Annotated in this window: 7 protein-coding genes; 4 read left to right on the top strand and 3 right to left on the bottom strand. The window is 53.4% G+C overall.

The window, feature by feature from the left end; genetic code table 11:
• The first annotated feature begins 65 nt into the window (after positions 1–65).
• Positions 66–1,298: an argininosuccinate synthase gene (locus OCV63_RS10730; RefSeq protein ID WP_158363797.1), complete on the top strand. Its 1,233-nt coding sequence runs from the start codon at positions 66–68 to the stop codon at positions 1,296–1,298.
• A 405-nt stretch (positions 1,299–1,703) separates the two neighbouring features.
• Here OCV63_RS10730 and OCV63_RS10725 read toward each other — a convergent pair whose 3' ends face one another.
• The 3 genes from OCV63_RS10725 to OCV63_RS10715 are packed head-to-tail and all read right to left on the bottom strand — an operon-like array spanning position 1,704 to position 6,323.
• A complete protein-coding gene (locus OCV63_RS10725; RefSeq protein WP_158363796.1) occupies positions 1,704–3,605 on the bottom strand; it encodes a sensor histidine kinase in 1,902 nt (633 codons plus the stop codon).
• 1 nt (position 3,606) lies between these two features.
• Entirely contained in the window at positions 3,607–5,598 is a 1,992-nt protein-coding gene (locus OCV63_RS10720) for a hypothetical protein (RefSeq protein WP_158363795.1), read from the bottom strand.
• Entirely contained in the window at positions 5,595–6,323 is a 729-nt protein-coding gene (locus OCV63_RS10715; protein WP_158363794.1) for a LytR/AlgR family response regulator transcription factor, read from the bottom strand. The genes OCV63_RS10720 and OCV63_RS10715 overlap by 4 nt, the downstream gene beginning before the upstream one ends.
• 322 nt (positions 6,324–6,645) lie before the next feature.
• Here OCV63_RS10715 and OCV63_RS10710 point away from each other — a divergent pair, with 322 nt between their 5' ends.
• Genes OCV63_RS10710 through OCV63_RS10700 form a run of 3 tightly spaced genes read left to right on the top strand, consistent with a single transcriptional unit; the run spans position 6,646 to position 14,306 of the window.
• A complete protein-coding gene (locus OCV63_RS10710) occupies positions 6,646–7,035 on the top strand; it encodes a hypothetical protein (RefSeq protein WP_158363793.1) in 390 nt (129 codons plus the stop codon).
• Entirely contained in the window at positions 7,010–7,384 is a 375-nt protein-coding gene (locus tag OCV63_RS10705; RefSeq protein ID WP_158363792.1) for a response regulator, read from the top strand. The genes OCV63_RS10710 and OCV63_RS10705 overlap by 26 nt, the downstream gene beginning before the upstream one ends.
• A gap of 1 nt (position 7,385) precedes the next feature.
• Positions 7,386–14,306, top strand: a complete 6,921-nt coding sequence (locus OCV63_RS10700) for an S-layer homology domain-containing protein (RefSeq protein ID WP_262670807.1) — start codon at positions 7,386–7,388, stop codon at positions 14,304–14,306.
• Positions 14,307–14,627 lie beyond the last annotated feature (321 nt).

The following is a 14,627-nucleotide window of genomic DNA, read 5'->3' as shown; positions in this document are numbered from 1 at the left end:
GAAACGGTATGCATAATCATTCATACCGTATAGAAATCATAAAACACTCAGGAGGATATTTGAATATGAAAGACAAAGTAGTACTTGCCTATTCCGGCGGACTGGACACCACTGCTATTATTCCGTGGCTGAAGGAGCATTTTGATTACGATGTAGTATGCTGCTGTATCGACTGCGGCCAGGGAAATGAGCTGGACGGACTGGACGAGCGCGCGAAGCTGTCCGGCGCTTCCAAGCTGTACATCGAGGATCTGGTAGACGATTTCGCTGAAAATTATATCATGCCCTGCGTAAAGGCAGACGCTGTATACGAGAACAAGTATCTGCTGGGTACTTCCATGGCGCGTCCGGCCATCGCAAAGAAACTGGTAGAGATCGCCCGTAAAGAGAACGCAGTCGCTATCTGCCACGGCGCTACCGGTAAGGGCAATGACCAGATTCGTTTCGAGCTGGGTATCAAGGCTCTGGCTCCGGATCTGAAGATCATCGCTCCCTGGAGAATGACCGATATCTGGACCATGCAGTCCCGTGAGGATGAGATCGCGTACTGCGAGAAGCACGGCATCCATCTTCCCTTCTCTACCGATTCCAGCTACAGCCGTGACCGGAACCTGTGGCACATCAGCCATGAGGGACTGGAGCTCGAGGATCCGGCCAACGAGCCGAACTACGAACACCTGCTGGTTCTGGGCACCACCCCGGAGAAGGCTCCGGACGAACCGGAATATGTAACCATGACCTTTGAAAAGGGCGTTCCCACCTCTGTCAATGGCAAGCAGATGAAAGTGGCTGACGTCATCCGTACTCTGAACGCTCTGGGCGGAAAGCACGGCATCGGTATCGTGGATATCGTAGAAAACCGTGTGGTAGGTATGAAGTCCCGTGGCGTATATGAGACACCGGGCGGAACCATCCTGATGGAGGCTCACCGTCAGCTTGAGGAGCTGGTTCTGGACCGCGCTACCATGGAGACCAAGAAGGATATGGCCAACAAGTTCTCCCAGATCGTATATGAAGGAAAATGGTTCACCCCACTGCGTGAAGCTATCCAGGCTTTCATGGAGGTAACTCAGGAGTACGTAACCGGCGAAGTGAAATTCAAGCTCTACAAAGGCAACATCATCAAGGCCGGCACCACTTCTCCCTACTCTCTGTACAATGAGTCTCTGGCGTCCTTCACCACCGGCGATATGTACGACCACCACGATGCAGATGGATTCATCACCCTCTTCGGCCTTCCGCTGAAGGTTCGGGCTATGAAGCTGGCTGAGGTGGAGAAGAACAAGAACAATAACTAATTTCCATAAGAATCACATAAGGAAAGGCTGAGAGGGTTTTATTTCCCTTTCAGCCTTCCTCTTTTTTTGTTTTAGGAGTGAGACGATCGTATTGGACGATGGTTTCACTGCACAACCCCTCTTGCAAGCTCCGTAAGGCATGCCTACCGGCGCACTCTCTTACCTCAACGCTTTGACAGACACACGCCGTTGCCTGCCTTGTACTATTGTTATACGCGGCAAACGAAAATATGTCAATTTCCATGCACCACCAAAAAAACTTTTGCTATGGCGGTGTCAGCCGCCATCCTTCCTGCGCGGATGTGCGGGAACAGCGACCAGCGGGAGTGAAAAAGCCACGCCGCGGGCAAAGTCTATCCATCAGGTCTTGCCTATGTTATCTGAATGTGCCTCAAAAAACAGTTTTTACATCTGTATTGTAATTCCAACAAGAAAGGATTTCTCACCGGGAACAAGATCGAGATCACCGCCATGGCCTTCAATGATTTTTCGGACAGAGGAAAGCCCGATTCCATGAGCATCAGATGTACCCTTTCGGGAGAGGAATGTTTTTCCCTCCTGCAAGGCCAGACCGTCGTAAGTGTTTTCAATCTTCAAAAAATACATATTGCCTCTGGTTTCGCCTGCAATGAAAACGCGGCGCACCCCTTGCTTTTGGCGGCTGCACGCCTCAACAGCATTGTCCAAAAGATTGCCCAGCACCGTACACAGTTCCACATCGGTAAGCGGCATCTGATCGGGAAGATCGAGCCGCACCTGAAATTCTGTCCCTTGTGTCTGCGCCATGCCGTAGTAGTATTCAATCAGTGCATTTACGACGGGATTTTTGCAGAACTGGGCAGGGGAGTGACCCGATGATGCCGCAACCTGTTCCTCAACCTGTAACAGGAAGGAGCAGATCTCCGTCTGCCCATGTTCAGAGGCCATGCGGTCTATGGTACGCAGATGGTGTTTGATGTCGTGGATCAGCCTTCTGTTTTCTGCCGCTGCCTCAGAAACCTGACGGCTGTATTCGGTCTGCATAGAAAGCTGACGGATGACCTGCTTGCGTTCTTCCTGGAAAATCAGGCTGTTTCCATACCCTTCTATCACATCGCGCCAGAGGGAATAACCGATGGCTGCTGCTATGAAAAAGCTGCCCCATTCCACAAACCAACCGCCGATAATCGGCTCATAAACCGGCAGAAGGCGATCCCATATAAAGGCGCAGGTTGCGGCTACCGCAGCATAGAAGATCGGCCTGCTCCGTTTTTCTCCTCTGTGAATGGCAAGCACAGCGATGATAAGCAGATAGAGCGCAGATGCCGCCTTATAACAAAAGACCGATGCAGAGAAAAAGCGAATGGCTCCAAGGGAGAGATGGGAAGCCATCATGCCATACAAAAACGCATATACCAGGAAGGCAGCGCCCACCCCGTTGCTGATGGCCGCAGGCAGGAAGCCCGGCCTGCATATCCGGTTTTGCAGAACTACGATCAGCCAGGTAACCAGATAGATACAGAACAGTTCCATCGTGTACCAGGGGAATATGGGAACAGCAGCCAGCATATGAAGCACAGGATAGGATGACAGGCCGCACATGGCAAGGCAGATCAGTCCGAACAGGAATGTATTTTTCTGTTTCATCCGGCGGCTGAAATAAAAGGACAGCAGCGCACAGACAAAGGTAACCGTACAGCCAAACAGGCAGAATGCAAACCGGATTCCTCTGGTTGTATTGACCGCCAGCATCGTTCCGAAAGCAGGCGGATAAACAATCCCTCCGTAAAAGTGGTCATAGTTGCTGACCGCTATGGTGAGTGTGACCGGTTTTCCGCCATGAAAAGTGACCATGCGGTTTTGAACCAATGGTGTCCCCTGTGCCGGTTCCCCCATTTGCAGGATCAGGTCATGATCCAGATAAAGGTTGTAAGCAGAAAACACTTCCGGGATTTCCAGCGCATATGTTTCCTTCCATTCCGGCAGAAAGAATGTCATCTGGTAAGTCCCGCAGCCATAGGGAGAAGGGTTTGCAGGGCTGGAGAAATTGGTCTGCTCTCCGATGGAAAGGTAGCGCATATAATGGCTTTCATCCTGTATTTCTTCCGGGGTCAAAAGCGCGTCAGGATAAAATGCCCAGCCGGATACCAGAAAGCGCACCGGTGACTTTTGAAGTTCTTCCTCAGAAAGCGCCAGAATCCCATTTGCCGCCTGGATTGTGTCCTGGCTATATTTATTATTAAACTGATACAGGCCAAGAAAAAACAAGGATGAGCACAGGCAGACCATACATAAGGCAGCATATTTTTTTACCGCAGAAGATACCATCTTATTTTCGCCTCCTCCTTAGGAAAAACACACCGGCAGACAGAAGAAGCAGACAGGCCGGAATCAAAAAGAATATGGGCGACCAGCTGTGCTCTGTGTCGGCAGCCTGTGCCAGGGAAGCGGTATCTTCCTTTCCCACAATGGTGTAAGTCCCTGTATGGCTGATCTGAAAGGAAGCGGCTTTCGCCGTATCGTCATAGCCGATCATGGGAGCTTCCACGCCGCTTTCATCACAAAGGAACCATGTGCCGGCTGCCGGGTCATTTGGATAGGGCAGCATGACAGAAACATCCGGCAGGGAGTTGAGTGCAGTTCCATTGATGGAAAACGAAAAAGAAAAACCGCCATCCGTATCCTTTTGGATGATGACTTCAATCTGATCTTCGTTTTGGATACCTTCCGGCAAGGCGTCTTTGGGTATGCTGATGGTGATTCCCTGTTTGGAAAAGACGGCTCTTTGCTCTCCTGTCTGCAGCATCATCAAAAAGCGTGTGCCGGAAATCCGGTCAGTGGTTTCATCGAAGAATTCTGAAAAAGCGGAGTTTTTGGAATCCGCATCTTCCTCTGTATCACCGTTTGCCTGTTCCGATGGGAAATCGTCTTTATCGATATCTATGGAATCATCCTTTCCAACCCGGGATGGCTCGGAAGGCTTGTGATCCGCAGAATCATTTTCTCCGCTGACCGAAGGTGCTTTTCCAGAATCATCGGAATCTATCCCACCGCCATTTGTTGCAGGCGATCTTAAAGGCTTTGTGGAGGGCCTGTCTGCGAAACCGTCATCCTGATCGTCGGTATCCTCAGGAGGCGGCTGAATGATGGTATCAGGTGGATTTCCGCCTGCATCCCCTCCATCCCGGTCGCCTTCATGATACCCTTCAAGGACAATTTCATCTGCGTAGGTAAAGGACAGGATGCCGGTCTGTCCGCCGTCATAATCAACCTGAAGGCGGTAACTGCTGCCCGGTGTCAGCAGACGGGTGGCAATCGAGAGCATTTCCTGACCCACATAAACGCCACTTTCCAGACGGTTCCATGAACCGTTGTTTTCGGACAGCCATACGCTGATCTTATCCAGCTCTCCCGGCGGTGTGACCCAGGGAAAATGAAGGTTTCCTCTGGCGGCCAGAAAACAGTTAATGTCTGGTCTATCCGAAGCCTGAACAGAAACAGGAATTGAAATTTCAGGAAAATCGACACGCTCTGCAAATATGGTATTTTCCGGCGCGGTCAGCCTTCCTGCTGCATGGTACAATCCCACAGTATTCAGATCAATACCGGAAAAATCCCATTCCACCACAGCGGTGTAGCTGGTTCCATTTTCCGCATAGCATTCCAGATAATACGGGGAGGCGGCGAATAATTTTTCCAGCGCTTCAACTTCGCTGCCCTGTGGGAGCGCAAATGCATTTGTATAAGGATACCATTGCTCTATGGAAGTAATGACAGCAGGCGGCATTTCTTCCACCCGGACGGAAATCTGAAGCTCCTGCAAGACAGCTTCACCAAAGGAATACCCCTCCGGCAGTTCAATCCGGCCTGCTGCGGCATATTCGCCCGGAGTGGTCTGGTCAATGGCCGAAAAATCCCATGCGACAGAAAATGTTTCCTGCCGGATTTCTTCACCTGCTGTTACAGTGGCGCAAACAGTTTGATACGGAAGGGCCAGCTGATAAATTTCCTCCAGGTCATCATCAGACGGTGTGGCTCTAAGGGGCAGGGTGAAATCCGGCAGGGAGAGCAGTTCGTCTTCCTTTTGTATTTCTGTGACAAGGACGAGGGATACTTCTTCCGATGCTTCCGGTTCTTCCGGGGTTCCGATCTCCAGTGTCTCCGAAGCCTCACTTTCTAAACCCGGCGGATTCTCCCTTCTTTCATCGGCATTGGCTGGGGTTGCAGTTTCAGCGGCAAATGCGGGGATGCTGCCGGTGAAGCAGAGGAGGGAGGCCAGACAGCCCCCCAGAATACGCCTGTGTATTTGCTTCATTCTCATACGATACCCACCATTCCAGGGAAAACATATTGACGGTAGGTTTCCCGCAGCTGTTTTCCATTGCGGAGGGCAATCGGAAGATTCTCCCCGTTTATCAAACGGAAGGTCTGACTGTCAACCTGGCTGATATAATCCATGTTGATTAGAACGCCCCGGTAGCAGGGCAAAAAACGCTTGTCCTTCTGCAATGCGGCAGTGACCTCCTGAAAACCTCCGCTTACCGGTATCACGCGTTCCGCCGTATGAATCCGTGTCATACGGTTTTGATAATCTATGTATAGAATTTTCTCTGTGGGAAGTTCCAGCTTTTGACGGTCAGCCATAACCGAAAGTGTCATCACTTCATAGGGCGGTTTTAGCTGGCACAGCTCCATCGCTTCTTCAAAATCTGCCTGATGGAGCGAAAGCGGCTTCAGCAGATAATAGCTGGCGGACAGGCTGTACCCCATCCGGGCATAATCTTCTGTAATGGTCAGAAAAACGATCTTACAGAGCCTGTTTTTCTGGCGCAGCCTTCTGGCGGCTTCAATTCCATCCATGTTCTCCATATAGATGTCCATAAAGACAAGCTGAAAATTGACCTGGGCAGCAGCTTTCAGAAAATTCTCTCCGTCCTCAAATTCTGTCAGCGTATAGTCCAGCTGATGCTTTTTCATATAATTTTCCAGGCAGGCAGACAGTTCTTCTCTGTCCTCTGCTCTGTCATCCACAATCGCAATCTGCATCGCGCCATCTCCTTTGCACAATCATCCAATATTAGTATAACATAAAACCGCAGGAAAAAACTTGCGTCTTAAACAGGAAACCTGCGTCTTAAACAAAGTCGGTTGCATTTCTCTTGACAAGATGCTATCCTAATTATACTACCAGACTTTCCGATGAGAAGGTCTGGTTTTTTTATGTGATAGGAAATTCCTATCACATAAAACGCTCCGCGAGGATCGCACTGCGGCGGTTAGGAAGTATGTCGCAGAAGCGACCCGCCGCAGGCGGAGAATCCTGCGAGCAGGATTCTTTTTTTATTTTTTTCAGGAAAGGAGGCTCAGCATGAAAATCGCACTTTGTACGGAGCTGAGAAATGTGGAATGGTTTGAAAGCAGGCTGCGCTCCCTTTTTGATGGGGATGGGCAGCTTGCGATTGACGAATTGTGGAATGAGAACCAGCTTGCTCAGGCGCTGCGGCGGAGCCGCTACCATGCGGTTGTCATCGCCATGACCGGGGCAAAGGGACTGGAGGCGGTCATACAGGCGAAGCGGCTGGCACCGGAAACACCGCTTGTCTGGTGGAGCGATGATGAAAACTTCGCCCTGATCGCGTATCACCTGCGTATCCCTGTGTTTCTTCCGGCAGACTGCTCCGATCAGGAACTATATGAGGCGATAAAACCCATCATGAAATGGAGGTGCGAAAATGCGAATTGCGCTATGCAGTTATAGCCAGAAAGAAAAAGAAACCGCTTTGCTGATGAAGCTGGGCAAAGTAGACCGCTTTGATAATGGTGTGTTTTGTACCTATGCCATGCAGCGGGATGGGCCTTATGATGCTGTGGTGGTCATGGAGGACGGAGCCAGGGGGATGAATTTCTGCATGAGCATACGAGGGTACAACAGGGATGTCCCTCTCCTGTGGATTAGCGACCAGGCAGAGTTTGAACCCCAAAGCCGCAGGCTGCAGGTGGACACCTTTTTGGTGAAGCCTGTGACGGAATATCAGCTGCGGGAGGCAGTATCCCGGCTGCTTCAGAAAACAACGAGAAGGAACGAACAACGTGAGGAGGATGAATAAAATGAAATGGAAATGGAAACGGCCGGCCGCATTTTTACTGGCGGCGGCAATGATTTTTACGATGCCGGGCGTTCCGGCATCTGCGGTGGAAGCGGGTGTGTCCGCTGTCCATACGGGCTTGTGTGAGCATCACCCGGAACATACAGAGGACTGCGGATATACGGAAGGAACCGAAGGGGCAGCCTATGAACATGAGCATAAGGTGAATGGCGGCGAAGCCGACAGAGAAGATCCCCTGGGGGATACTGAGGATTGCTACACCCTTGTGAAGAAGTGTGTCCATGAGCATGACGAAAGCTGTTATCCTGTTTTGGAAGAAAGCATATCGGAAAATACGGCGACCCTATCTGAAGCAGAGGAGGCCCAGCCGACCGCGTGCACCCACGCATGCAGTGAGGAAAGCGGCTGTATCACAAAAGAATTAAGCTGTCCTCATGAACGCGGCGAGCATAACGATAGCTGCGGCTACATTCCGGCCACAGAGGGGACGCCCTGTGGGTATACCTGTGAGCAGTGCAATTCCCAGGACAGCGGGCTTGTGTCCGCCGTGTCCGGGAATGCTCCGGCGGAGTGCATCTGCGAGACCCACTGTGAGCAGGGGGCGGTCAATCCCGACTGTCCGGTCTGCGCTGCGGAAGATGCAGACCTCTCTGCCTGCAAGGGAACAGAGCAGGCAACGCCCCTGATGGCAGCTGCGGCAAGCACTGAAGAAACCATCTCCGGCAATGTTACCTGGGAGAACCGGACCATAACTACCCCGGTGACGGTGAAGGGCGACACAACAATCACGCTGAAAGGCGAGAATACCCTTACGATTGCCGATACCGCATATACCGCCGCTCTGGATATGTATTCCGCCAATCTGACCATTCAGGGAAGCGGCAGTCTGACGGTCAATGTTCCTAAAGGGAAAGGTGGTATTGAGGACGGCAGTTGGAGCGACACCGCCGGCGGGACGCTTACCATAAAAGACGGGGCAAAGATAACCACCAACGGCGGTCGGAACGGCTTGAGCGCTAAAACCATCGTGATTGAGAATGGAACGCTGAATCTAAATTCCGGTTACGGTATTGACACTGCATCCCTGACCATGAACGGAGGAACCCTTTACGCCACCGGAAAATATGGTGCGATTTCGAATAGTCAGTATGGAAACGCCCGAAACATCAACAGCAAGCTGACCATTCTGTATTCGGAAAATCAGAATGCAAAAACAGACGATATGTCGGTCGGCACAGCGGACGATACGAAAAGAGACGAGGGCGTCAAGACCATCTACATCGCCCAGATGGCGCCCCGCGCAAGCCTGATTGTCGGTCCGCAGCAGGGAACCCTGCAGGAAGGCTTGGGCCGTCAGACGGCGACCTTCTCCGTGAACGGCAGCAAGGTCAAGATGAATACCCTGAACGTGGAATGGGATGGCGCGCACACCGGTCTGACGGCGGAAAAATCCGCTGACAACCAGACCATCACCGTTACCGCCGACAGCACCGTCAAGGAGGGCAGCTATAAGCTGAAGCTGACCGCAGACAGCGAAAATGGTGTCTCTCCCGCTAGGGCGACCGCCACCGCAACGGTCACCGTCGCCGCCGCGCCCAGAAACCCCATTACCATAAGAACGCAGCCGCAGGTCAGCGATAAGAAAGGCGATGGGCAATTTAAGGCGGATGTCTGGGTAAGGGCCCAGCTGGAAGGCGGTACGAGTGGTAATATCACCTATCAGTGGTATGTGAACGGAAAGGAATTTACAGGCACAGGCAGCGGCAGCAATAGAATCACCCTGACCCCATCCGACCTGACCACAACGGCGGGCAAGAACTGGGAGTACAGCGGCCAGGTCTACTGCAAGCTGTCCTATCAGAGCTATACCCTAGATACAAACACTGTCCCTGTTACCTTTAACACCTGCCCCCATGAAAAATACACCAACGAGGGCAAATGCCAACAGTGCGGCGAACCGTGCAGCAAGGATGTGCTCTTTATTCGCAACGGTATCCCCTATACGTTTGAAGGCGATAACCCTGATGTTGGGTTCATTCTGTTCTCCGGCGGAACCGCTTATTTTGTGCGGGATACTAACGCAACCTTGAAAGCGGGGAACGGCGAGCCGGCGAACAAAATGGACATTACGCTGGATCTGCAGGGCCACAAGGTCAAGACGCTGGATCTGCAAAATTTCCCGTACAACAGCGTTACCATCAAAAACGGCACGATAAATGACATTGCCACCAGCGCCCCCGCGGTGTTGATATTAGACAGCGTTACAACAAGCGCGGAATACTTTAATAACCAGTTTACCCTGACGGTAAAGGGCGACTGCGTGTTTACACATCAGATGACGTTCGTCGGGAACACCCAGCTCCATGGCGGCACCTTCCAAGGGGGCATCAGTGTGGATACCGGCGCGCCGGCTCTGGCTCTGCTGGCGGAGGGATATGCCTTTGCAGACACTGATGACAGTGAAATTTTGAATGTTTCCGAAGTAAGCATCCAGAGTAGAAGCGTCAAAGTGGTCGAGCATACCTGCCAATATCAGAACGGTAAATGTGTCTGCGGCAGAAGCTGCGACCATGCGGGCAAGGTGGACAGCGCCGGTTACTGCACCTTCTGCAAAGCGCTGGTGGAGGCATTTGAAACCGGCGGCAAGCGATACACCAGTCTGGAAAACGCGCTGAATGCCGCGCAGGACGGTGACACTATCACGCTGCGGGGGCCTTTGGAGATTGAGAACGCAGAACCTATCGAAATCAGCAAAAATATTACACTGGACCTGAATGGATTCACCCTGAGCAAATCCCGTGAGGAGGCGCTTCTTTGCATCCTCGGCTCCAATGTAGCCATAACAAACGGCAAGGTGCAAAGCACCTGTGTCTCCAAGTCCGCTAATGCGGTGGAAGTTGGAAAATTTGACCACACAGGCGCAAAGCTGACGCTGGACAATGTCACCCTGGAGGGAAGCGTAGGCGGCGGAACTGGCGTCCGTGGATTTGGGCTTTTCTTCCTTACCGGGAACGAAGCCGTGGTAACGAGCGGCACGTTCACCGGCGGCATCTACACGGAGGGAACGCTGACCATGTCCGGCGGTAGCGCGGATCTGCTGAAATTGGGATATAATAGCGGTATTCGTGTGATCCTGTCCGGCGGCTCCTTTGACAGCATCAAAATCGAGAATGGCGCAGATTACCAGTCCCTGCTGGCAGCGGGCTATGCCTATCAGAAGCAAGACGGCGCATGGGTCAAGCTGTCAGAGATGAATGCGAATACTGCCGTCACCGTTGTGGAGTGCAGCCACCCGGATGACCCTTCCGGCGGGAATGTTTGCCCATACTGCGGCTATGCCGCTGAGGTAACAAAGACGGACGGCAGCACTTCCTACCATCTGACGGTAGACGCGGCCATCGCGGCAGCCGGCGGCGGTACGGTGAAGTTGCTGGCAAATGCAGGCGAACTCACCATCGGCAGCCCGCTCAAGCTGGATTTGAACGGGAAAACGGCGGCAAAGCTGACCGTCACCGGAGATGTCACGCTGGCATCCCTGCTGCCGGAGGGCTGCGCCTTCAAGAGCGGCACCACCTGGATAACCGACCTTACCGGCAAGGAGCTGACCAATGTTTCTGTGGCCAGGCTCCCCATCCAGAGCATGAACTATCCCACCGAGATGAGCATGACCTATGGCGGCACGGGGACGCTGATTGTCAATGTGAGGGGCACCGGCGCTGTAAGCTTCCAGTGGTACAAGGTGGAGGACGGCAAAGAGACAGCCGTTGGCGGTGCGACAACAAGCAATCAATTTAATCTCGCCGCACAAAAGCTGTCCGCAGGCAAGCATATCTTCCGCTTTTCCGCCACCTGCAACGGCTACAAGAAGACGAGCCAGGATATTGTTGTAACGGTACAAAAGGCCGACATCGGGTCAAACCGCATCACGCCTCCCACAGCGCAGGAAAACCTGACCTATACCGGCCAGGCGCAGGCACTCATTACCGCGGGCAGCGTGACCAGCGGCGGCACCATGCAGTACAGCCTGACCGAGAACGGCACATACAGCCAGGACATCCCTGTCGGCACCGATGCCGGAGCATATACCGTGTGGTATCGGGTGATTGGCGATGCAAACCACAACGATACCACACCCGCCAGCGTGGCGGTCAGCATTGGGAAGAAGCCGCTGACGCTCTCTGGGGTAACGGCTGCGTCCAAGCCCTATGATGGCACGACAAACGCGGACATCTCCAGCGTGACCTTCGACAAAGTGACCTTGAACCGAGGCACAGACTACACCGTCACCGCCAGCTTTGACGATGCCGGTGTGGGCAGCGGCAAGAGCATCACTGCCACAGTGACCCTGCTGGGGCAGACCGCGAAGAATTACGCCCTGGAGCAGAGCAGTTTCATGACCACTGGCAGCATCACCAAGGCCGCTGCGCCTGACTTCACCAAGGAAACTGCGCTCGTCATTGTAAACGGCCACGAAAAGACCTACACTGTGACGCTCCCCGCCCTGCCCACGCTGGAAACGCCCAAAGAGTACGGTGCACCCACCTATGAGCTTGGCGAGATCAAACTCAATGACGGCTACTACACCAGCGGCGCGAAGGTGGAAAACGGCGAGCTGACCCTGCCCATTCAGAAAAATGACGTGAAGACCACCGGCTCTGTGGGCACAGTGACCGTAGTGATCAAGAGCGCAAACTATGAGGACATCACTCTGACCGTCAATGTCAATGCGACCAACAAGCTTGTCTCCACTGTTACGGCACCTACGGTCAATACACTGACCTACAATGGTGCAGAACAGGCTCTGGTTACAGCAGGCAAGACCACTGGCGGCACAATGCTCTACCGGCTTGGCGATTCTGAGTGGAGTGAGCAGATCCCCACAGCGAAAAACGCCGGGGAATACACTGTTTGGTATAAGGTTCAGGGAAACGCAGAGTACGCAGATGTGGCAGAACAGAACGTGACTGTGACCGTAGCGAAGAAAGCGGTCACCGTTACGGCGCTTGACAAGAGTGCCTACACCGGCAGCACCGCGCCCGATCTGAGAAGCCCGGAAGCAGATAAGGATTACAAGGTGGAAGGTCTGGTTGGTGCAGACACCCTGAGCGGCACGGTAACATTGACTTACGCGCAGACACCGGATATGAGCAAACCCGGCAAAACTGCAATCAACATTGCGGGTACGCTGTCAAATGACAACTATGAGATCACCTATGTTTCTGGAACACTGACCGTTTCCGATCGGCCTTCCAGCGGCGACGGCGGCTCCTCCTCCGGTGGCTCGTCCAGCGGCGGCGGCTCCTCCTCCGGCGGCTCGTCCGGCGGCGGCGGCTCCTCCTCCGGCGGTTCGTCCTCCGGCGATTCCGGTAACTCTGGAAATGCCAGTCAGCCGGACACCGGCAAACCGAACAAACCGGACAAACCGGACAAACCGAACAAACCGGGCAAACCGGACAAACCGGATTCTCCTGTCACCAGAGAAACCAAGCCAGTTAAGCCGGATAAAAACGGTAATGTATCGGTGGACAACAGCTCTGTCCAGTCCGCCATCGGCAAGGCCAAACAGGATGCGAAAAAGAACGGCATAGCCGAAAACGGGATTGCCGTTACCGTTCCCATCACCCCGGCGGCAGGCCAGACCTCTTTTAACGTGACCATCAAGGCGCAGACATTGGATCTGCTGGTTAAAGAAAACGTCCGGCAGTTTACCGTAGCAACAGACCATCTGGTTTCGGTTAATATCGGGCTGGATACTCTGAAGCAGCTGGATACCGCCTCCGCTGGAGGGGACATCATCCTCCGGGCAGATAAGGTGGATGCGCTGCGTTCTACCGAGGCCAAAGCCGCCATAGAAACAAGACCGGCCTATGACCTGTCGCTGGTGTACCTCTCCGGCGGCAAGGAGACGCCGATTACCAACCTAAACGGCCATACTGTCTCGGTGCGCCTGCCCTACACCCCAGCAAAGGAAGAAGCTGCCGGAAACCTGTACGCAGTCTATGTAGATGACGCTGGCAAGGTGGAATGGATCACCAAATCCAGCTACAATGCCAACCTGAAAGCGGTGGTTTTTGAAACCGGTCATTTCAGCGTCTATGGCGTGGGCTACAAGAACCCTGCCCCGGCCTTTACCGATATTCATAACCATTGGGCTGCGGACAACATCCTCTTTGCAGCCAGCCGGGGACTGCTCTCCGGCACCAGCGACACCACCTTTAGCCCGGGCACCGGCATGACCAGAGGAATGTTCGTCACCGCCCTGGGGCGGCTGGCGGGCATCAACCCGGACAGCTACCAGACCGGGAAATTCAACGATGTGAAAGCCGACGCTTACTATGCGCCCTATGTGAACTGGGCGGCGCAGACCGGAATTGTGGGCGGCGTTACCGCCACCACCTTTGCGCCGGATACCAACATCAACCGGGAACAGATGGCGGTCATCATGGCAAATTACGCCAAAAAGCTGGGCTACGACCTTCCGAAAACCCTCCAGGCGGTGACTTTTGCGGACAACGCAAAGATCAGCAGCTGGGCGAAAGATGCGGTCAAGTCCATGCAGCAGGCAGGCATCCTGGCCGGGAAGAATGGAAATAAATTCGACCCCAAGGGAACCGCCACCCGCGCCGAGGTCGCCACGGCCCTGCGGCGGTTTGTGGAAATCGTCATTGACCCGCAGGCCGCAAACGGCTGGCAGCAGAATGACAGCGGCCAGTGGAACTATTACAGAAACGGGGAGCCGGTGAAGGGCTGGCTCTCCGATGAACAGAAGTGGTACTGGCTGGATAAGACTACCGGAATGATGTTTGCCGGCGGCTGGAAGCAGATTGACGGAAAGTGGTACTACTTCTACCCAGACGGGACGATGGCGGTGAATACCACCATTGACGGATATACCATCGGCTCGGATGGTACAAGAAAGTAACCTACAATAAAAAACGATTTGCCCGTATATCAGCGGACAAAAATAAACGCGGTCGGGGATCAAGAAACCCCACCGCGTTTATTTTTTCTCTTGTGTGAGCGACAAAACCAGGCTGCGAAACAGGTGTGGCAGCCTGTGGGCGAGGATGCACAGGCAGGATAATGAGACTCCCGCGTTGAACGCCCTCAAAGCATTGCGCTGCGCACCCATCAGCATGGGCCGGGGTGAACAGGCAGACAGAATTTTCTGCCCGATTTCTTCCACGTCCATACCTCACTACTACCACATAGTCCTGAATTCTCTTCTTTTATGGGTATACTC

Source organism: Laedolimicola ammoniilytica (genome assembly GCF_025567165.1).
Classification (GTDB): Bacteria; Bacillota; Clostridia; order Lachnospirales; family Lachnospiraceae; genus Laedolimicola; species Laedolimicola ammoniilytica.
This window is presented reverse-complemented; position numbering and strand designations above follow the sequence as displayed.

What these genes read in the sequence shown, in the direction of transcription:
- OCV63_RS10710 (WP_158363793.1), top strand. Translation starts at nt 6,646, where the DNA reads ATGAAAATCGCACTTTGTACGGAGCTGAGAAATGTGGAATGGTTTGAA.
- OCV63_RS10705 (WP_158363792.1), top strand. Translation starts at nt 7,010, where the DNA reads ATGCGAATTGCGCTATGCAGTTATAGCCAGAAAGAAAAAGAAACCGCT.
- OCV63_RS10715 (WP_158363794.1), bottom strand. Translation starts at nt 6,323, where the DNA reads ATGCAGATTGCGATTGTGGATGACAGAGCAGAGGACAGAGAAGAACTG.
- OCV63_RS10730 (WP_158363797.1), top strand. Translation starts at nt 66, where the DNA reads ATGAAAGACAAAGTAGTACTTGCCTATTCCGGCGGACTGGACACCACT.
- OCV63_RS10725 (WP_158363796.1), bottom strand. Translation starts at nt 3,605, where the DNA reads ATGGTATCTTCTGCGGTAAAAAAATATGCTGCCTTATGTATGGTCTGC.
- OCV63_RS10720 (WP_158363795.1), bottom strand. Translation starts at nt 5,598, where the DNA reads ATGAGAATGAAGCAAATACACAGGCGTATTCTGGGGGGCTGTCTGGCC.
- OCV63_RS10700 (WP_262670807.1), top strand. Translation starts at nt 7,386, where the DNA reads ATGAAATGGAAATGGAAACGGCCGGCCGCATTTTTACTGGCGGCGGCA.